This window comes from Sporosarcina thermotolerans, from assembly GCF_042658975.1.
Lineage (GTDB): Bacteria > Bacillota > Bacilli > Bacillales_A > Planococcaceae > Sporosarcina > Sporosarcina thermotolerans.
In genome coordinates this window covers 65,979-83,669 of sequence record NZ_JBHSRM010000020.1, presented here as the reverse complement: position 1 = coordinate 83,669, position 17,691 = coordinate 65,979, and the positions used below count along the sequence as shown (strand labels likewise).

Genomic DNA, 17,691 nt, shown 5'->3' with positions numbered 1-17,691 from the left:
ATTCTCATAGCATAATTTAAGTTAAAGGGTGGTGTGCAAATCACATCACCCCAACATTTGATTTAGAACCTTTATTTAAAGTTTCCTATGGAAAGGAGGACTCATAGGAATGTTTAATCATATTTCTGTCATAAGTAAACAACTTTAGGTAATACTACAATCCTAATAAGAAAATTAAGTACAAGGAGAAATTGAAATGAAAATAAGCAAATTAAAAACTGCAATTGGTTTGGGTATCCTCTCGATAGTATTAGCTGGATGCGGAACAAATACCAAGAAAAGCACTGTATCAACAGTAAATGAAAATGATCCACTTCAGACGATTGTTGAAAAAGCAAAAGCAGAAGGACAAATCGCGAGTGTTGGAATGCCTGATACATGGGCGAACTGGGTAGAAACTTGGGATAATATTGAAGCAAAATATGGAATTAAACAATCTGACACTGATATGTCAAGTGCAGAAGAACTGGCGAAATTTGAATCTGAAGGCAAGAACGGAACAGCAGATATTGGTGATGTTGGCATTAACTTTGGACCATTAGCAAAACAAAGAGGTTTGACTTTGAAGTACAAAACGTCCTATTGGGATGAAATTCCCGATTGGGCAAAAGATGATGCCGGAGATTGGGTACTAAGTTATACAGGTACTATTGCTTTTATTACGGATAAGCAAAATGTAGAAAAGGCGCCAACTTCATGGGCAGAGCTTGCAAATGGTGATTACAGAGTTTCAGTTGGGGATGTTATGAAAGCGACTCAAGCACAGTTCGGAGTCTTAGCAGCTGCGATTGCAAACGGCGGAGATGAAGCGAATATACAGCCAGGTATTGATTATTTTAATGAAATTGCCAAGAAAGGCCGATTGACTGCGGTTGATGCTACTATTGCCAATTTGGAAAAAGGAGAAATCGATGTTGCAATCGTTTGGGACTTCAATGGCTTAAATTATCGGGATCAAATCAATCCTGATCGTTTTGAAGTTACAATCCCAACCGATGGTTCAGTGATGAGCGGTTATACAACTGTTATAAACAAAAATGCTCCACACCCGAATGCCGCAAAATTAGTAAGGGAATATATTTTATCTGATGAAGGTCAAATCAATTTAGCAAAAGGGTATGCCCGTCCTATTCGTGATGTTAAGCTGCCTGAAGAAGTAAAAGCTAAACTTCTACCTGATGAAGCTTACAGGAATGTCAGACAGGTGAAAAACCATGAAGCATGGGATAAAACAGCTATTGAATTACCTCGATTATGGCAACAAGAGGTGTTAGTAAATGCCCGATAAAAAAGTAGTGATGATCACTCTGGATGGCTGTCGATATGACATAGCCATCCAGCAATTAGGATTTTTAAATCATTTCGTCGAGAAAAAATTGGCAAGCCGTTTTAAAGTCCTTTCAGAATCTCCAAGCAACTCCAGACCCTTATATGAAGTTTTATTGACAGGTGTGCCTACTTTTGAAAACGGAATTTATTCGAATTACTCCGTACAACGATCGAAAGAAGAAAGTATTTTTTCACTGGCGAAGGAGGCAGGGAAAACGACTGCCGCTGCCGCTTATCATTGGGTAAGCGAGCTCTACAATCGAGCGCCGTTCTCAATGTTCGAAGACCGTATCCAGCATGATAGTACAAAAAATATTCAACACGGGATTTTTTATTCGGAAGACACCTATCCTGATTCGCATTTATTTCAGGATGCCCATCATTTAATTAGCACCTATCACCCTGATTTTATGTACGTGCATTCAATGAATATCGATGATGAAGGGCATAAATTCACCGGAAATTCAATCGAATACCGTCGTGCAGTAAATCGGATCGATACAATTTTGGCGATTTATATTCCTCGCTGGATTGAGATGGGATATCAAATAGTAGTCACCTCCGATCACGGTATGGATGACTTTGGTAACCATGGCGGTACAATGTGGGAGCATCGGGAAGTACCATTATTCATTTTTTCTGATGGTTTTCCTCCGCATATTGGAACAGGGGTCATTGATCAGCTTCAATTAGCTCCTATTGTCTGCTATATGCTTGGCATTGATAAGGGGCAAAAGATGGAGGAAATTGATTGGGAAGTCCTGAAAGGGTGAACATGATTGAAGAGGGAGAAATCAAATAGGAGTTTAATTTTATTGGTCCCATTTCTTCTTATTACCGTTTTGTTTTTAGTAATCCCAATGGTATTAATGGTGACCTCCAGTTTCACAAGTGAAGTAACGGGAGCTTTTACATTAGATAATTATGTAGAAGTGTTTACAAATCGATTTTATTCTCAATCGTTCCTAAATAGTGGAATAATTTCTCTCTTTTCTGCTGTGGTAGGTATTATTTTTGCAATCATTGTATCTTATGCAATGACAAATCTTCCTGGAAAAATCCAGGATAAACTGACTGTATATATTAATGTTGCAGCCAATTTTGCGGGGGTTCCATTAGCTTTTGCTTTTATTATCCTGTTAGGAAATTCAGGAGTATTTACTCTTTTCATTGAAAACATGAACTTGCCATTTCTGAGTAAATTTAACCTCTATTCATGGCAAGGGCTGGCAATCACTTACTTATACTTTCAAATCCCTTTAGGCATCCTCTTTATATACCCTTCTTTGAAAAAAATTAGAAAAGAATGGAAAGAAGCGGCTTTTATGTTGGGAGCATCCCACTGGTTCTACTGGAGAAAAGTCGGATTGCCGAGCATTATGCCCAGCATCGCAGGAACGTTCGTCATTATGTTTGCTAATGGGATGGGAACTTATGAAACAGCATATGCCTTGACTGGCAGCAATGTCAATTTAGTGACAATCCAGATCGCTTCGCTTGTTTCCGGTGACATCTATGCCCGCCCAATTATCGGAAGTACGTTAGCTGTGATTTTTGCCATCATCATGATTGCAATCCTCTTTATATCCCAAGTGATGCTAAAGAAGGTAAGGAGAGATTTAGCATGAAAACAAAGAGAAGACATTTAGGGAGTTTCTTGATACTCGTTGTTTTTGGGTTATATATGATTTTCCCGTTTGCCTCTACCTTCTTTTATGCAACCTCGACGGAGTGGTCCAACACGATTATACCTTCGGATTTTACGTTCCAATGGTTTGTTGAACTGGTGCAGGATCCAAATTTTGTATCGGCTGTTCTAAGGTCGATCACCTTAACACTTACGACATTGGCAGTTGTTCTTGTTGTGATGGTTCCTACGGTATTTCTCGTGTATATGTACTTTCCTAAAGTGGATAACTTTATGAAAGGCCTTGTCCTTATGCCATTTGCAATTCCAGGTGTTATTTTGGCGACCGGATTGCTCAGAATGTATTCAGGTGCCGCAATTCCGATGTATTCAGTATTAGTAGGAGGTTTGTTCATCGGTTCTTTGCCATTTATGTATCAGGGGGTTCGAAATAGTCTGGATAGTATTCAATCGAAAAAGTTAATGGAAGCAGCCGAAATATTGGGTGCAAATAGGTTTACATCTTTTCTGAAAATCATTTTGCCTAATATTCGCTTAGGGTTGTTAATTACTACGTTATTAATCTTCTCAGGATTTTTCGGGGAGTTTGTCCTGACGAATTTATTGATCGGAGGCAGATATGAAACAATCCGTATTTATATGCTGAGAAGAATGAATGAAAACGGGCATTTAGCAAGTGCTGTTATGGTTGCGTACTTTATTTTATTAATTTTGATCAGTTTACTGATTACGTATATTACCTCTTCTAAAAGACGAACGCGCAAAAAAGAGAAAATCAAGGAAACGCCGGTACAAAATCCAGAAGATGTTCCTTTAACGCCAAATTTGTAAACATTATCTGTAAACACAGAAGTCAATACACGAAGAGAGGCAAAATATATGAGCTATATCACGATTGATAACTTATCCCTAAGCTTTGGTCAAAATAGAGTATTAAAAGATCTTTCCTTTTCAATTGAGAAAGGTGAATTAATAACGCTATTAGGCCCAAGCGGATGTGGAAAGTCGACATTGCTCCGTGTGCTGGCTGGATTGGAAACGTTCCAAGAAGGCGACGTGTATCTGGACGGTGAGGACATCAGTGAAGTGGCACCGAAGGATCGTAATGTCGGTATGGTTTTTCAATCTTACGCGCTTTTCCCGAATATGACCGTTTTCGAGAATATTGCTTTCGGTTTATCGATTAAAAAGCTGCCAAAACAAGAGATTAAAGAAAAAGTAAACACTGCTTTGGCCTTGGTCAACCTGCAAGAAAAGGCGGACCATTATCCTGACCAGCTGTCAGGAGGGCAGCAGCAACGGGTTTCTTTAGCCCGTTCGCTTGTCACGGAACCTAAAGTCCTTTTATTGGATGAGCCGTTAAGTGCCTTGGATGCAAAAATCAGAAAACAGCTGCAAATGGACATTCTTATGCTTCAGAAAAAGTTAGGCATCACAATGATTTTTGTCACACATGATCAAGAAGAAGCAATGATTTTGTCCGACCGGATTTTTGTGATGAATGCCGGAATCATTGAGCAGCAAGCATCACCGGCGGAACTTTACTCTAAACCGAAAAGCCATTTTGTTGCAAGCTTCATCGGGAATTATAATATTCTATCAACGGATGAATTAAAGCAATTAGACTCTGCCTTTACTCCGAAAAATGATAAAAATAAGTATGCCATCCGCTCTGAAGCGATTCAATTGAAACCGATCCATAGTGACCATGACCGTGTTCTGCACTTCAAAGGTAAGTTTGACCATTCCATCATTCTTGGAAGTACAATTCGCTGTTTTTTTCAAGTGGGTCCATCTAAGCTGACGGTTGATTCAATAAACAATGATATAAACAGTGAGAATTTGCATCAAATAGAAGATTTGTATATTCATCAAGATAATATTGTCGCAATTGACGAATAAGAAGTCTTGGTGATTTTAAATGGATTTCCGTTAACCACTAAATAGGAAAGGTCGAAAAAAATGAAAGTAGATTACCATATACATTTAGAAGAAGGACCCTATTCGCTTTCATTTGTTGAAAAAAGCCTAAATGCAATGGAGCATTTTGAACCAAATAAAGAAGTGCGCCACTCAAAGAATTGGTTGGAAAAAAATATTGCCAAAATGAGCAAGCGGTTAGAAGAAGGGGAATACTCAAGATGGTGGCTGGACTTTTATCTTGAAGAAGCGATCAATAAAGGATTAAAAGAAGTAGGCATCGTTGATCATTTATATCGATTCAAGGAAACAAAAGCCTATTTCACAAAATATATGGATGTTTCATCAAGTGAAATGGGGATAAAGCAGGCGCGTTGGCTTGATCAAGTCATGGTTAGAAGCCTCCCTGATTTCGTGAAGTTTATACAATCACAAAAAGAACATTGGGCATCAAAAGGAGTACAGCTCAAACTTGGGATGGAGGCCGACTATTTTGTTGGCGGTGAAGCGGAACTCCAGTCACTGTTAGAAGGGTATGACTTTGATTATATTATCGGGTCTGTCCATTTCAATAATGGATGGGGTTTTGATAATCCGGATCTTCAGCGGAAATTCCTCGAGTATGATTTGCTTGAGCTTTACAAGAATCACTTTGAAACTGTAAAAAAAGCAGCTGAGAGTAAAATGTTTAATTTTATTGCGCATCTCGATAATTTGAAAGTCTTTAACTACCGTCCGGATGAGGCCTCTTTATTGGGTATGTACAAAGAAGTTGCTGATATATTAGTTAAAAACGATGTTGCTACGGAAATCAACCCTGGTTTGTTTTACCGTTATCCAGTTAAAGAAATGTGTCCAAGTTCTCATTTTTTAGATATATTAATTGCTAAGGGTGTTAAATTTACAACGTCCTCTGATTCGCATTTTCCGAATGACATAGGAATCTATTCTAATGAAATTAAAAACATGCTTTTGGAAAAAGGCGTGCAAGAAATCGCAACCTTTGAAAAAAGACAAAGAATAATGAAGCCTCTAATTTAATTTATGATACGCCGGCTGGTGCTACCTGAGTCAGCCGTAAGAGATTTTTAGGTTAGCACGCAGGACGCCAAACTTACCGACTTGGCGCGCCTGCACTTATGGCAGCTAAAGATGGCTTGCACCTATTGAACTTTAGCACCCATTACTATAATAAGGGATTCAAACGAGAGTACATTAAAATTGCATATTTCCAGCATAAACCTATTTAGATAATGTACTCTTCCGAAAATCCTTTTGGAACCTTTTCAATAAGGCATTTTCGTATTGTAAAAGCATAATCCCATAGTTTTTTAGTTTCTATGATGCTGCTTTTTTATTCGTTTATCCGAAATCAAGAAGATGCTACTTAAAATAACAAGTAAACCAGCAACCATTCCTGTAGTAATTTGTTCATTTAGAAAAACACACCCCCATATCATACCGAACAGGGGAATGATGAACGTCACACTTAATGTTTTAGTGGGACCTACATTTGTAATTAAGTAAAAATAAAGGAGATACCCAATGGCGGTACATAAAAGAGCGACACCAACGACGGATAATCCAACGATAGGTGTAATAACCGATGTTGATTTCGGTAAATTGAATAGAGTGAATGGAATAAGAAGTAAAGTTGCTCCCATTTGTTGTCCAAAAGCGACTGACAAAGGTGGTACGCTATCAAAAACCTTTTTCGCATAAACGCCAGCAAATCCATAGAACACAGTTGAAAGTATAGAAAGCACAATAGCAATAATTACTTCTGATGTAAATGATATAGGACTCCATCCAACCAGGATGATAACCCCAATGATGCCAACGAAAATACCTACCCACTTTTGAGTGCTTAACTTTTCTTTCATCCAACCCCAAACAACAAGAGCAGTAAATAGAGGTGTCAAGGAATTAATAATTGCCAGCATCGAAGCACTCAAGTGAATAGATGCCGTTGCAATCAGTGTAAATGGAATCGCAGCATTTAGCGCACCGATAATCAAATATTGTTTCCAAAGCTGTCCCCATCCAGTTGATTTCCCAATCATAAAAATATAAATCAATAATGCAATTGCTGCTATGGTTACACGCCCTTGAATGGTTAGAAATGGACCGATTGCAGGAGATGCTATCCGAATAAATAAAAATGATGCTCCCCATAAAGCAGCTAATCCAAATAATGCTGCGATGTCTTTCGCCTTCATGGACCATCTCTCCTTGTTCTTTTTCTAAAATCTGTAGGTGTACATCCGAAATAACGATAAAAAATTTCAGAGAAGTAAGCTGAACTTGTATAACCGGATAAATGTGCAATATGCGTTATACTGTCATTGGTGTTTTCGATTAAATGCTTGGAATGTAACATTCTTACTTTCGTGAGATATTCCTGTGGTGTAAGACCTGTATTCTTTTTGAATAACCGTTGTAAATGATACTTGCTCATCCACACTTCCTTAGCCAATGTATCTAAAGTAATAGAATATGTATATCTTTCCTCAATAACTTTTTGTGCCAATTCAACAATTGAATCTTCATTTGGCGCTTCTATTAAGTCGGGTCTACATCTTTTACATGGGCGGAATCCTTCCTTAATCGCCATTGATGACACAGGAAAGAAAACAGTATTTTCACGAAGAGGGGGTCTTGATTTACAAGAAGGTCTACAAAAAATTTTCGTTGTTTTTACAGCGTAAAAAAAGAGACCATCATATTTACTATCGCATGAATTCACTGCATCCCACATTTCATCATCTATTAATAAACTCATTGGTTCTTCATACCTCCTCAAACTTATTTTACGATAAAACATTGCGGACTTTCATCCGGAATCTTGCTTTTCAATTTCCAGGCCTTAATTGTAAAAAGTGTGATAGGTTCTAACTATTCTCATGCTTTTTGTCAAACATACTAATGACCCTTTTTCAGTTCTATTCATAACCCTGTTACTATAAGTAAATAATTTCACAAGTTGATCTACAATCTGGTCCGATTGTGGAGTGATTTTATTGTAATTCAACACTCAAATCTTTGGGATTCATTTCGTTTATAAAGGTGTACTTTTAAAACCTGTCCGATACAAGTCAATTCATGCGTTTGAAAAAGTATGAAAATCATTTTATAAACGCTTATTAAAATCAGTAAACCATATGAACGAATTTTTAAAGAGTATTTGGAACTTGTAAGAAAGCTGGTCAATCTTGGGGTATAAATTTATTTCGAGAAAGAGAACATCAATACGCAGTCGATGGATAGTGAGCTTATGCTGACAATCTTAAGTAGTCTTGCCGAAAATGAATCGATTTCTATTTCAGAGAACAATAAGTGGTCCATTCAAAGACGGTTTAGAAATGGAACATACAAACTTTCTTATCCTCCCTATGGATATGGTTATGTTGGTGGAAACATTGTTGTACACAAAGATCAGGAAAAGGTTGTTAAACGGATATTTGCGCATGCGTTATCCGGAATAGGCACTCAGAGAATCGCCCAAGGGTTAAATGGCGAAGGGATATCTACCAAAAGAGGTGGTCAGTGGACAGGAACTACTACCCGGGGCATTTTAGGTAATGAGAAATACATAGGAGATGTTCTCCTTCAGAAAACCTACACTGATGGCAACTTCACCAGACGCACGAACAAGGGTGAAAAGGATCAGTTCTTTATAGAAAATCATCATGAAGCCATTATTAGCCATGAGAATTTTGAAGTTGTTAGCCTTGTTGATAGTTGGAGAATTTGATATGTCTAGTGAAGAAATTAAAGATGAGCTTGACGTGTCTAAATTGCACAAAATAACGACATTAGATTCAGTAGAGGAGTTCAATAAGAGTCATTCAGGATTGAATTTAGAAAAGTCACCAGCATTTATTTTGTTTGATACTAAAGAACCTATCTATACGACTTATAGTTACGAAGAACTAAAAAAATATGTTCCTTTGGGTGCCAGGTTCTCATTGAATTTCGAATTGGTACCCTGCACTACATCGCTTATACGTTACGAGATAAAAAAAATAGTTATTAAACTCCCATGATAATTAAAAATGCTACAAAAAAGGGGCATTATTTTGCCCCTTACTTAAGTATACCTATTTGACGTAGCACACCAGCTTGATCCCAGTAATCACTGAATCTAGTAATTTTACCGTCACGAAGCTTGATAACTGCAGCTCCTCTAACCTTAACCTGTTGTCCTTTTCCTTCGCCCATCATGATTTGCATTTCCGAAGTATATTCAATAGCTCCACCAGTTTCGTCACCAATATAGCTTTGAGCCGTAAATTTAAACTTAGACTTAGAGGGATCAAAGAATTTTTGAAAGAGATTAATTAGTTGTTCCATGCCTTCCACTCGAAAGTCATACGTAAAGTCCTCAAAGATGCCATCTTCTGTAAACATATCTAAGGCATCCGCCTGTCTCTCGTAAGTAAAATTATCCATTAGCCGTTTTGCAAATTCAAAATTCATTTTTCATCATCCTTTACTATTTTGGATACTCGTTTAATATAGTAAGTTTATAGGAAGGCTGTTAATTGATAATCATCTTGCTCAAGTGTACTTTCAATAAAAGAAATAACGGTTCCTAAAAACAACTCGTACATTACTTCAATTTCTTTTGCGAAAATAATATCCTACTTTTCCAACCATTTGTTTAATGGTTCGGGCTGACGTGCTTCCAAGTCAACTATATCCAATGACCGTTTTAGAGCTTTTTAAAGAATAACATTTAAAGGGTCCCAATATATTCCACTTACCGTCATATTAAACAACCATCTGGACCACAAACACCTTCATTAATTTCCCCAAATGTCTCATACTTAGGGGTGATACCTACTTCTTCTGCAACTTTTTTTAATACATTTCTAAAAACTTCTCCTGGTTGTCCGCCGGTTACAGCATATTTATCATTAAATAAAAAGAAGGGAACCCCAGTAATACGTAAAGCCATTGCTTCCGCTTTGTCTGCTTCAACCTCATCTAAATAAGCATTATGATCTTCTAAAATGGTTCGGACGATGTTAACATCTAAGTCAACTTCTCTTGCCAAGGAAATTAGTTGTTCATTGTCTGGTAGGAATTTATTCTCAGTGAATACGGCATGGAAAATACGCTCTTGGTATTCACGCTCTTTTCCAACCTCATGGGCAAATTTTGCTACACGATGTGCATTTAAGGTTTTTTGCCACATCATATTGTCATAATTGTATTCAAGCCCTAAACCTTTTGCTCTCTCTATGGTACCTTGTAACATGTCACGTACTTCTTCCTTTGATTTTCCAGTCCGATGACTTAATCCCTCTATTGTTGTAATAGTAGGTTTGCTTGGTGCATCTGGTACCAATTCATAAGCTTTATATTCGATTTCCACTTGGTCTTCTAAACCCGATTCTTTAATGGCGTTCTCTAATTCACGTTTTGCAATGTAGCAAAATTGACATACATAATCAGTCCATGCCTTAATTTTAATCATTTTATCCCCTCCTTATTGATGAACAACCTCTAGTAAAGTTTCTTTCAATCCCTCTAAATATTTCTGTGCACTTTCAGCAGCTATACTACCATCGCCAGTTGCTGTGACAATTTGGCGAAGCGTCTTTTCCCGAACATCTCCAGCAGCGAATATTCCCGGGATGCTTGTTTCCATATTTTCGTTTGTAACAATATAACCCTTTCCATTAGTAATTCCTAAATTGAGAAATGGCTTGGTCAATGGAACCATACCAATGTATACAAAAATACCACCCGTTTGGAATTTGCGTTCGGTCCCGTCAATGGTATTGACTAATGTGACACTACTTACTTTTCCATCTTCACCGTGGATTTCTTTAATGGTATGATTCCAAATAAAATCTACCTTTTCATTTACAAATGCACGGTCTTGTAAGATTTTTTGGGCGCGAAGCTTATCGCGTCGGTGTATGATGGTTACTTTGCTAGCATATCGGGTTAAAAACACCCCTTCTTCGACAGCTGAATCCCCGCCTCCAATAACAACTAATTCACGGTCTTTAAAGAATGCTCCATCACAAACGGCGCAAAAGGAAACCCCTCGTCCTACTAGTTCTGATTCACCTGGTACTCCGAGTTTTTTATATTCAGCACCAGTAGCAATAATAATGGCTCTCGCCAGTATTTCTTTGTTTCCTGTCTTAATTATTTTGTACTTTTCCTCATTAACAATTTCCTTAATATCCCCGTAAGCATATTCAGCTCCGAACTTTTTAGCATGTTCAAACATTGTATGAGATAAGTCCGGACCGGTAATGGATTCGTATCCAGGGTAGTTTTCCACCAATTCGGTATTGGCCATCTGGCCACCTGGCATACCACGTTCAATCATGACGGTTGATAAGTTGGCTCGAGAAGCATAGACAGCTGCTGTCATTCCAGCAGGACCAGCACCGATGATTGCTACATCATAAATTTTTTCCATTTTCTATCACTCCTTTTTTGTTTTGCATTTGCTATGTAACCTTATCGTAGCAGGAGTAAATGGATTAATATATCGATAGAAATGCAGATATGTTGTTTATCCAACAGATGAAGATAACTGTCTAAAAAGTAGATAATAAAAGAAGGATGTTAAGTAAATTATTTGTAAGGGCGAGCCAAGGGGGCAGGAACATAGTCAAAACCATAGTCAAAGATGTTTTTAGGGTAAGAAAACCGCCCTTAATCCGCGTCCTAACAGCATTCTTGTAAGAAGAGGGTTCGACTCCCGCCGTCTCCATAGAAATTATGGAATAATAGAACGGAAAAGAAGCATACATTTTCCAATAGGAGAATGTATGCTTCTTTTTTAGGCGATCACCTTTTACTAACAGCACTATTGATCTGATCTGAAGTGTATTTCATAAAGAAATAGAAGAGAGACCTTCTATTTCTTATATGGAATATTTAACAATTCAGGAACTGTGACAAATTCGTACCCTTGCTCTTGAAGTGCCGGGATAATTAGGTGAAGCGATTCAATTGTATTGGTTCGATCTCCACCCGATTCTGCTCCATCGTGCATGAGAATAATCGCGCCTGGATGAATATTGTCTAACACCTTTGAAGCAATAACTTCCGGCGGGTCTTCCTGCCAATCCAACGAATCAACCGACCAGGCAATCACGTAATAGTTCATGTCGCGAAGCTTTTCGACCAATTCATTGTATAAGAAGCCATATGGTGGTCTAAATAATTTTGTCCGGTAACCAATAATGCCGTTAAGAGCATCTTCCGTTTTAGTTACTTCTTGCTCTAAGGTTTTGAGATCGGATTCTTTGACAAGGTTAGGATGGGAGTACGTATGGTTTCCGATTACATGCCCCTCGTTTTGATATCGCTTGACAATTTCAGGATTCGCAACGGCCCTTGAACCTAACACGAAAAATGTTGCTGGCACATTGTACTGTTTCAATACATCTAATACATCATTTGAAAAACGCGGGTCAGGACCATCATCAAAAGTTAAAGCAACTCGTTTTTGATCAGTAGGACCTTGTAAGAAAAAAATATCTGGATACCGTTGTTGTAAAATTCTTAGGTCAACAGGCTGCTGAGGATCCCGCCCAGAATTTTCAGGTCCTCCGTCAAGGTCAGGTAAATCTTCTACCTGATCATCTTGTATGACTGCTTTCGACCATTCCTGCGATACATTTACCAAGGGTTCGACATTCGCATAAACAGTCAAGACTTCTGTTAAATGCAAACAAAATAAAAACCCCGACACCAACAACCACTTGAATATTCGAACTTGCATCCATTCATCTCCTTTTTTATTCCATAACAGGGACGATTTATTATCACCATTGTTATTTTTGACGAAAGAGAATTATTTATTCAAAAAGAGTGAACGGATTCTAATTCCTTAGTTTTTAGTACCAGGCTCAAACCATTCAGAACTAAACGAGTACTTGGTACACTGTCACTACGAAGCGGTTAAAGGGTATACTTGATAAAAAAAGGTGCATTATAGTTGTTGAATAGGTTCTCTTAAAGACGAGAAAAGAAAAGTAGGTGAACAAGATGGGGAAATACCAATTGGATAACAAAGGCAAATCGGCAGTGACTAAATATCATGAAAAAAACAAGCCCGCCAAGTTTGATAAAAAGCAGCATCTTGAAAAAATGCGTGCCGAGTATTTGGAAAAAAAGCAAAAACAAACAGATAAATAATAGTAATGAAAACATAGGAAGACTAAAATCTCCCTATGTTTTTCTTCGTGTATAATTATATTTTATAACTTCTATAAAAGGAGAAATAGGATAGACATAGCAATCTTCAGTTTAAGGTGTTAGATTCTGTAACAATTCAAAATTCAATAAGTACCTAAAATTCAAATTGCATAGAAAGCTAAATGATAGGGACGGGGGTTTTAGCCCCACCGTCTTGGCTTCGTTATTCGTTATAAGGAGAAGATATAATGGGGATTTTACTCGAACTGATAGGTTCAATTGGGACACTTATTTTCTCTTCTATGAAAGATGTTACTGAAGAAGAAATTAACAAGAATATCGGGTTTCTTGAACAATACGAATGGTTTCAAGCATTTATAGATGATGTACACACCAATAAGTTGATCCTCGAAAATGACAAGGTGCGACATGTCATTGGTAAAATAGACATTGAAAAGATGTGGAAAAATTCGTATCGGAATAAATTCAGGAAAAAGCTAAAAGTGGTGTTACAAAAACAGACGAGTAATCTTAGGTAGTTCTTAGAGGAAATCAATTATTCCTCTTGATACCATTGCATCAAAACTGTTTAGGCTCCAGATGGACCCTGCAATACAACAAAAGCATCGACTATTCAGCTGCCGATGCTTTTTCCATTTGCCTTTGCAATTTATGCTTTTGATGATTCAAGCCCCATTCATGCATAGCAACTAAAATCGACTCTAAACTTCTTCCGTATTCGGTTACGGTATATTCCACTTTAGGCGGTACTTGTGCGTACACTTTACGTTCGACAATATCCTCTTCTTCCAATTCCCTTAATTGCTTTGTCAGCATTTTTTGTGTGATTTCTGGCAGACTTCGCTTCAACTCACTAAAACGCTGCGTTCCTTCTTTCATTAAATGCAATAAGATTAAGGGTTTCCACTTTCCTACTAATATATCCAATGCGTCATCAACACGACATAATTCCGGCTCAATCTTCACGTAAATTCCTCCCGAAACTCCATTAGTATCTTTTAGTATACTATACCACTTTCAAGTGCGTACTTCACATAAAGTGCTATTAGCGTACTATTAGAGATAGGAAATAAAATATTGTTTTCCGAAAGGATGAACGAATATGGAAAAATATCGTATAGATCCCAAAAACGGATTAGAGTTCGGCTTATATACACTCGGAGATCATATTCCGAATCCACATACCGGGGAGAGAATCCCTGCACAACAACGTATCCAAGAGATTATTGAACTGGCAACTTTAGCAGAGCAAGCGGGCATCAACTTCTTTAGCGTCGGAGAAAGTCATCAAGAGTTCTTTACAACCCAAGCACATTCAGTCGTTTTAGCCGCGATTGCACAAGCGACAAAGACTATTAAGCTGTCGAGTGCTTCGACAATCATTAGTACTTTGGATCCTGTTCGCGTATATGAAGATTTTGCGACGATTGATTTGATTTCAAATGGACGTGCTGAAATTATTGCTGGCCGTGCATCGCGTGTCGGGTTATTTGATTTGCTCGGATATGATCTAAGGGATTATGAAGAGTTATATGAAGAGAAATTTGATTTATTAGTGAAAATAAATGAAGAAGAGATTGTGAACTGGAGCGGGAAATTCCGTGCGCCTCTGAGAGATGCAAAGGTTATTCCTCGTCCTTTAAACGGTTCACTTCCGATATGGCGTGCTGTCGGTGGCCATGCTGCAAGTGCGATTAAAGCAGGGATTGCGGGTGTGCCGATGCAAATTGCAATGTTAGGTGGCCCAGCTGCTAACTTTAAGTATTCAGTTGACGCTTACCGACAAGCAGCTCAAGAGTATGGACATGATCCGTCGACTTTACCTGTTGCCACTGCCGGGTTTTTCTATGTAGCGGAAACAACACAACAAGCTCAAAAAGAAGTATACCCACACGTCAATTTAGGAATGGAGCTCATAAACGGTCAAAGCTATTCAAAACGGGGCTTTGCGCAAGGGGCAGACAATCGTGATGTTTTGAATGTCGGTAGTCCGCAGCAAGTGGTCGAGAAAATCCTATACCAACATGAACTATTTGGTCACCAACGGTATATTGCACAAATGGACTTTGGTGGAGTGCCGTTTGAAAAACTAATGAAAAACATTGAGTTCATTGGCAATGAAATTTTACCAGCAATTAAAAAGCATACAGCGAAATAATAGGAGGGAAACATAGTGAAAGTTGTTGGGATATCAGGTTCCATCGTTGGTTCTAAAACAAGGACGGCGATGAATTATGTTGAAAAGAAAATAACTGAAAAGTACCCAGAGGCAGAATGGACACTCCTCGATTTAGCGGATTACACAATTCCATTCAGTGATGGACGTAATTTCTTGGAATACGAAGGCGATACAGCGCATGTACTTCGAACGCTGATGGATGCGGATGCAATCATTATAGGGACGCCTATCTTCCAAGCATCCATCCCTGCAACATTAAAGAATATTTTCGACCTACTGCCTGTGAATGCATTCCTTGATAAAGTCGTAAGCTTGTTCGTTACAGCTGGCACATCCAAACATTATTTAATTGCGGAGCAACAACTAAAACCAATCCTCTCGTATATGAAGGCACAAATCGTGCAAACGTATGTATTCATTGAGGAAAAAGATTTTCTCAGGAAAGAAATCGTCAATGATGATGTATTATTCCGCCTTGATCGGTTAGTTGAAGATACGGCAACGTTAACTGAAACGTATGCAAAAATCCGGGAAGAAAAAGAAGCCTCATATAATTTTTAGTTGAGTGTTAGGTGTTAGGTTTTAGTAGATTTTGAAATGTTATAGAACCTAACACCCTGCACTTATCTTCCCATACCTTATTTGATTTCCTCAGCCAATTCTAAGATAATTCCCTCTGGACCACGAACATAGCATAATTTATAACTCTCTTCATATTGCTGTATCTCACTGAAGATTTCCGTACCCTTCTTTTTCAATTTGGCAACGATAGCTTCAAGATCTTCAACAGAAAATGCAATATGCCGGATCCCCAGTGTATTTGCAAAGGTTTCCTGAATATCCTTTTCATCTGCTGGTTTGATAAATTTGATAAGCTCTATCCATGTCTGACCGTCTGGCGTACCGAGTCCTACACACGATACTTTAGCGTCATTAAGCCCAACTGCATATCCCATCAACTCTCCTTCCAATTCCCATTCTCCTTTCACCGCAAGTCCAAAATCGAGAAAAAACTCTTTCGCGGCAGAAAGATCATTAACAATAACACCCACATGATCTAATTTTTTGATCTTCAATTTCCATACCTCCTATGTTCCTGTTATTTTGCAACATCCTGTATTCAAGTTCAAGTTTAAATTTCACTTGCCTTTTTCCGTATGGAGATTTTTGGTATCTCTAATTACTGTATTAAGTGGGAATGTTTAATGGACATGACCCTTTAGATGATCTACTTTCAATGGAACTGGAGCAGGTTTAGATTTAGTTAAAGAGGCTTACGAGTATTATATTGAGAAGGAAGAATGGGCTCCGAATGTGCGAAGGCAAAAGCTTGAAGGAATTTACTTTATGGTATTAAGGTGATGAAAGCAACAAAAAAGAAGATCGAATTCTCTCTATTTAGACTTGTACTTCTTTTTGTAAGATAGATTCAGAAATCCTGTTCGCAATTTTGAGAATAAAGTGATAGAATGGAAGGTACAGCGGCATACGGCGGATGGGCGGTTGGCACTCTGGAGTAAGGGGTGTTTATATGGTGACATACCAAGCAATGACACTGATGTTTCAGTTTGGAATGTTTCTTGTAGCAACGGCAACGACCATTGTAGCGATGATTACACTATACACCAAAAGAAAAAAGTAACTACCCTCCGCTAACCGGCAAGTAAGCAGGGCAGTTACTCTTGTAAAAACTCTCGTACTAATGGCCGACCGCACTTCATGCGGATGTTAGCTGACTGACTGGGTCTAAGCGCACCCAGTCTCTTTTACTATATATTCAGTTTACCACAATCATACGAAGAATACACATGATCTAATAAGGGAACGGAATCAATAACTACTTAAATTTGAGTACCCGCCCGATATGAGGGGGAAACTTATGAGTAGAAAGATTGGTATTTTAGTCATCCTTGGGTGTTAGGTTCTCGTTAAATTTCGAATTGTTTCAGAACCTGGAACCCGCACTTCAATATTGATCATTATGAATGGGGTGAAACGATGAAAAGAACTCATAGTCTATTAATGATATTCGTTTTATTGTTGCTAAGTTCTTGTGGTTATGTCCCTTCAACTTACTCAGCTTCAATGTTAGTTGTAACTGAAAAAGGTAATACAAGCGACAAAGAGTATTGGATTAAAGCATATGACCCAAACAATCAAACAAAAGAGGAAGCATTTAAGCTTTTCGTTGATAGTGAAATTTTATGGGAAAACTTACAGGTTGATGAAGAGTACGTCTCTAAATACGAGAAAAAAGGCAATCAACCATGGAGACTGACGGAGATAAATTGAATATGTACAATCAACATTATGGTAAACAATACTGAGTAACATCATCTTGGGTGTTAGGTTCTCGTTAAATTTCGAATTGTTTCAGAACATGGTACCCTGCACTATTTATTAAAGGTTTTTATAAAGG

General features: G+C 38.0%; 22 protein-coding genes. 14 read left to right on the top strand and 8 right to left on the bottom strand.

Annotated elements, in window-relative coordinates; all coding sequences use genetic code 11:
• The first annotated feature begins 196 nt into the window (after nucleotides 1–196).
• From ACFPZG_RS16145 to ACFPZG_RS16120, 6 genes are read left to right on the top strand one after another with little or no spacing between them, the layout of a single operon-like run.
• Nucleotides 197–1,288, top strand: coding sequence for an ABC transporter substrate-binding protein (locus ACFPZG_RS16145; protein WP_283734180.1), 1,092 nt, complete (start codon nucleotides 197–199; stop codon nucleotides 1,286–1,288).
• The gene (locus ACFPZG_RS16140) at nucleotides 1,278–2,102 is read left to right on the top strand and encodes an alkaline phosphatase family protein (protein ID WP_317941294.1); all 825 of its coding nucleotides are present in this window, start codon (nucleotides 1,278–1,280) and stop codon (nucleotides 2,100–2,102) included. Before ACFPZG_RS16145 ends, ACFPZG_RS16140 begins: the two co-directional genes overlap by 11 nt.
• Before the next feature lie 42 nt (nucleotides 2,103–2,144).
• A complete protein-coding gene (locus ACFPZG_RS16135; protein ID WP_283734181.1) occupies nucleotides 2,145–2,957 on the top strand; it encodes an ABC transporter permease in 813 nt (270 codons plus the stop codon).
• Entirely contained in the window at nucleotides 2,954–3,808 is an 855-nt protein-coding gene (locus ACFPZG_RS16130; RefSeq protein ID WP_283734182.1) for an ABC transporter permease, read from the top strand. Before ACFPZG_RS16135 ends, ACFPZG_RS16130 begins: the two co-directional genes overlap by 4 nt.
• 48 nt (nucleotides 3,809–3,856) lie before the next feature.
• Entirely contained in the window at nucleotides 3,857–4,879 is a 1,023-nt protein-coding gene (locus tag ACFPZG_RS16125; protein WP_283734183.1) for an ABC transporter ATP-binding protein, read from the top strand.
• A 60-nt stretch (nucleotides 4,880–4,939) separates the two neighbouring features.
• Nucleotides 4,940–5,938 carry a histidinol phosphate phosphatase domain-containing protein gene (locus ACFPZG_RS16120; RefSeq protein ID WP_283734184.1) on the top strand — a complete coding sequence of 333 codons (999 nt, stop codon included), beginning with the start codon at nucleotides 4,940–4,942 and terminating at the stop codon, nucleotides 5,936–5,938.
• Between the two features lie 290 nt (nucleotides 5,939–6,228).
• Here the strand turns inward: ACFPZG_RS16120 and ACFPZG_RS16115 are convergent, their stop codons facing one another.
• Complete coding sequence (locus ACFPZG_RS16115; protein WP_283734185.1) at nucleotides 6,229–7,116, bottom strand: DMT family transporter; 888 nt, start codon at nucleotides 7,114–7,116, stop codon at nucleotides 6,229–6,231.
• Nucleotides 7,113–7,679, bottom strand: a complete 567-nt coding sequence (locus ACFPZG_RS16110; RefSeq protein WP_317941293.1) for a bifunctional transcriptional activator/DNA repair enzyme AdaA — start codon at nucleotides 7,677–7,679, stop codon at nucleotides 7,113–7,115. Before ACFPZG_RS16110 ends, ACFPZG_RS16115 begins: the two co-directional genes overlap by 4 nt.
• 477 nt (nucleotides 7,680–8,156) lie before the next feature.
• Between ACFPZG_RS16110 and ACFPZG_RS16105 the strand changes: the two genes are divergently transcribed.
• Nucleotides 8,157–8,651, top strand: a complete 495-nt coding sequence (locus ACFPZG_RS16105) for a recombinase family protein (RefSeq protein WP_456242993.1) — start codon at nucleotides 8,157–8,159, stop codon at nucleotides 8,649–8,651.
• 1 nt (nucleotide 8,652) lies between these two features.
• Nucleotides 8,653–8,943, top strand: coding sequence for a hypothetical protein (locus ACFPZG_RS16100; RefSeq protein WP_317941292.1), 291 nt, complete (start codon nucleotides 8,653–8,655; stop codon nucleotides 8,941–8,943).
• A gap of 40 nt (nucleotides 8,944–8,983) precedes the next feature.
• On the opposite strand, the gene ACFPZG_RS16095 is transcribed toward ACFPZG_RS16100, so the two are convergent.
• From ACFPZG_RS16095 to ACFPZG_RS16080, 4 genes are all read right to left on the bottom strand, one after another.
• Nucleotides 8,984–9,376, bottom strand: a complete 393-nt coding sequence (locus ACFPZG_RS16095; protein ID WP_283734189.1) for a nuclear transport factor 2 family protein — start codon at nucleotides 9,374–9,376, stop codon at nucleotides 8,984–8,986.
• A gap of 289 nt (nucleotides 9,377–9,665) precedes the next feature.
• Entirely contained in the window at nucleotides 9,666–10,379 is a 714-nt protein-coding gene (locus ACFPZG_RS16090; protein ID WP_283734190.1) for a DsbA family oxidoreductase, read from the bottom strand.
• Nucleotides 10,380–10,391: 12 nt separating this feature from the next.
• Nucleotides 10,392–11,342 (bottom strand): thioredoxin-disulfide reductase, encoded by a 951-nt coding sequence (gene trxB, locus ACFPZG_RS16085; RefSeq protein ID WP_317941291.1) that lies wholly within the window; start codon nucleotides 11,340–11,342, stop codon nucleotides 10,392–10,394.
• Nucleotides 11,343–11,786: 444 nt separating this feature from the next.
• Nucleotides 11,787–12,656, bottom strand: a complete 870-nt coding sequence (locus ACFPZG_RS16080; RefSeq protein WP_317941290.1) for a polysaccharide deacetylase family protein — start codon at nucleotides 12,654–12,656, stop codon at nucleotides 11,787–11,789.
• Between the two features lie 266 nt (nucleotides 12,657–12,922).
• On the opposite strand from ACFPZG_RS16080, the gene ACFPZG_RS16075 reads away from it, so the two are divergent.
• A complete protein-coding gene (locus ACFPZG_RS16075; protein ID WP_283734192.1) occupies nucleotides 12,923–13,072 on the top strand; it encodes a hypothetical protein in 150 nt (49 codons plus the stop codon).
• A 248-nt stretch (nucleotides 13,073–13,320) separates the two neighbouring features.
• Complete coding sequence (locus tag ACFPZG_RS16070) at nucleotides 13,321–13,611, top strand: hypothetical protein (protein ID WP_283734193.1); 291 nt, start codon at nucleotides 13,321–13,323, stop codon at nucleotides 13,609–13,611.
• A 91-nt stretch (nucleotides 13,612–13,702) separates the two neighbouring features.
• On the opposite strand, the gene ACFPZG_RS16065 is transcribed toward ACFPZG_RS16070, so the two are convergent.
• Nucleotides 13,703–14,059, bottom strand: a complete 357-nt coding sequence (locus tag ACFPZG_RS16065; protein ID WP_283734194.1) for a winged helix-turn-helix transcriptional regulator — start codon at nucleotides 14,057–14,059, stop codon at nucleotides 13,703–13,705.
• Between the two features lie 136 nt (nucleotides 14,060–14,195).
• On the opposite strand from ACFPZG_RS16065, the gene ACFPZG_RS16060 reads away from it, so the two are divergent.
• Together ACFPZG_RS16060 and ACFPZG_RS16055 are read left to right on the top strand one after the other, a co-directional pair.
• Complete coding sequence (locus ACFPZG_RS16060) at nucleotides 14,196–15,251, top strand: LLM class flavin-dependent oxidoreductase (RefSeq protein ID WP_283734195.1); 1,056 nt, start codon at nucleotides 14,196–14,198, stop codon at nucleotides 15,249–15,251.
• A gap of 15 nt (nucleotides 15,252–15,266) precedes the next feature.
• On the top strand, nucleotides 15,267–15,833 hold the full coding sequence (locus ACFPZG_RS16055) for an NADPH-dependent FMN reductase (protein ID WP_283734196.1): 567 nt from the start codon (nucleotides 15,267–15,269) through the stop codon (nucleotides 15,831–15,833).
• A gap of 77 nt (nucleotides 15,834–15,910) precedes the next feature.
• On the opposite strand, the gene ACFPZG_RS16050 is transcribed toward ACFPZG_RS16055, so the two are convergent.
• Nucleotides 15,911–16,348, bottom strand: coding sequence for a VOC family protein (locus ACFPZG_RS16050; protein ID WP_317941289.1), 438 nt, complete (start codon nucleotides 16,346–16,348; stop codon nucleotides 15,911–15,913).
• A 455-nt stretch (nucleotides 16,349–16,803) separates the two neighbouring features.
• Here ACFPZG_RS16050 and ACFPZG_RS16045 point away from each other — a divergent pair, with 455 nt between their 5' ends.
• The gene (locus ACFPZG_RS16045) at nucleotides 16,804–16,914 is read left to right on the top strand and encodes a putative holin-like toxin (protein ID WP_283734197.1); all 111 of its coding nucleotides are present in this window, start codon (nucleotides 16,804–16,806) and stop codon (nucleotides 16,912–16,914) included.
• A 356-nt stretch (nucleotides 16,915–17,270) separates the two neighbouring features.
• Nucleotides 17,271–17,564, top strand: coding sequence for a hypothetical protein (locus ACFPZG_RS16040; RefSeq protein WP_283734198.1), 294 nt, complete (start codon nucleotides 17,271–17,273; stop codon nucleotides 17,562–17,564).
• The last annotated feature ends 127 nt before the right edge of the window (nucleotides 17,565–17,691 follow it).

What these genes read in the sequence shown, in the direction of transcription:
- ACFPZG_RS16145 (WP_283734180.1), top strand. Translation starts at nt 197, where the DNA reads ATGAAAATAAGCAAATTAAAAACTGCAATTGGTTTGGGTATCCTCTCG.
- ACFPZG_RS16140 (WP_317941294.1), top strand. Translation starts at nt 1,278, where the DNA reads ATGCCCGATAAAAAAGTAGTGATGATCACTCTGGATGGCTGTCGATAT.
- ACFPZG_RS16130 (WP_283734182.1), top strand. Translation starts at nt 2,954, where the DNA reads ATGAAAACAAAGAGAAGACATTTAGGGAGTTTCTTGATACTCGTTGTT.
- ACFPZG_RS16125 (WP_283734183.1), top strand. Translation starts at nt 3,857, where the DNA reads ATGAGCTATATCACGATTGATAACTTATCCCTAAGCTTTGGTCAAAAT.
- ACFPZG_RS16120 (WP_283734184.1), top strand. Translation starts at nt 4,940, where the DNA reads ATGAAAGTAGATTACCATATACATTTAGAAGAAGGACCCTATTCGCTT.
- ACFPZG_RS16115 (WP_283734185.1), bottom strand. Translation starts at nt 7,116, where the DNA reads ATGAAGGCGAAAGACATCGCAGCATTATTTGGATTAGCTGCTTTATGG.
- ACFPZG_RS16110 (WP_317941293.1), bottom strand. Translation starts at nt 7,679, where the DNA reads ATGAGTTTATTAATAGATGATGAAATGTGGGATGCAGTGAATTCATGC.
- ACFPZG_RS16105 (WP_456242993.1), top strand. Translation starts at nt 8,157, where the DNA reads ATGGATAGTGAGCTTATGCTGACAATCTTAAGTAGTCTTGCCGAAAAT.
- ACFPZG_RS16100 (WP_317941292.1), top strand. Translation starts at nt 8,653, where the DNA reads ATGTCTAGTGAAGAAATTAAAGATGAGCTTGACGTGTCTAAATTGCAC.
- ACFPZG_RS16095 (WP_283734189.1), bottom strand. Translation starts at nt 9,376, where the DNA reads ATGAATTTTGAATTTGCAAAACGGCTAATGGATAATTTTACTTACGAG.
- ACFPZG_RS16090 (WP_283734190.1), bottom strand. Translation starts at nt 10,379, where the DNA reads ATGATTAAAATTAAGGCATGGACTGATTATGTATGTCAATTTTGCTAC.
- trxB (WP_317941291.1), bottom strand. Translation starts at nt 11,342, where the DNA reads ATGGAAAAAATTTATGATGTAGCAATCATCGGTGCTGGTCCTGCTGGA.
- ACFPZG_RS16080 (WP_317941290.1), bottom strand. Translation starts at nt 12,656, where the DNA reads ATGCAAGTTCGAATATTCAAGTGGTTGTTGGTGTCGGGGTTTTTATTT.
- ACFPZG_RS16075 (WP_283734192.1), top strand. Translation starts at nt 12,923, where the DNA reads ATGGGGAAATACCAATTGGATAACAAAGGCAAATCGGCAGTGACTAAA.
- ACFPZG_RS16070 (WP_283734193.1), top strand. Translation starts at nt 13,321, where the DNA reads ATGGGGATTTTACTCGAACTGATAGGTTCAATTGGGACACTTATTTTC.
- ACFPZG_RS16060 (WP_283734195.1), top strand. Translation starts at nt 14,196, where the DNA reads ATGGAAAAATATCGTATAGATCCCAAAAACGGATTAGAGTTCGGCTTA.
- ACFPZG_RS16045 (WP_283734197.1), top strand. Translation starts at nt 16,804, where the DNA reads ATGGTGACATACCAAGCAATGACACTGATGTTTCAGTTTGGAATGTTT.
- ACFPZG_RS16040 (WP_283734198.1), top strand. Translation starts at nt 17,271, where the DNA reads ATGAAAAGAACTCATAGTCTATTAATGATATTCGTTTTATTGTTGCTA.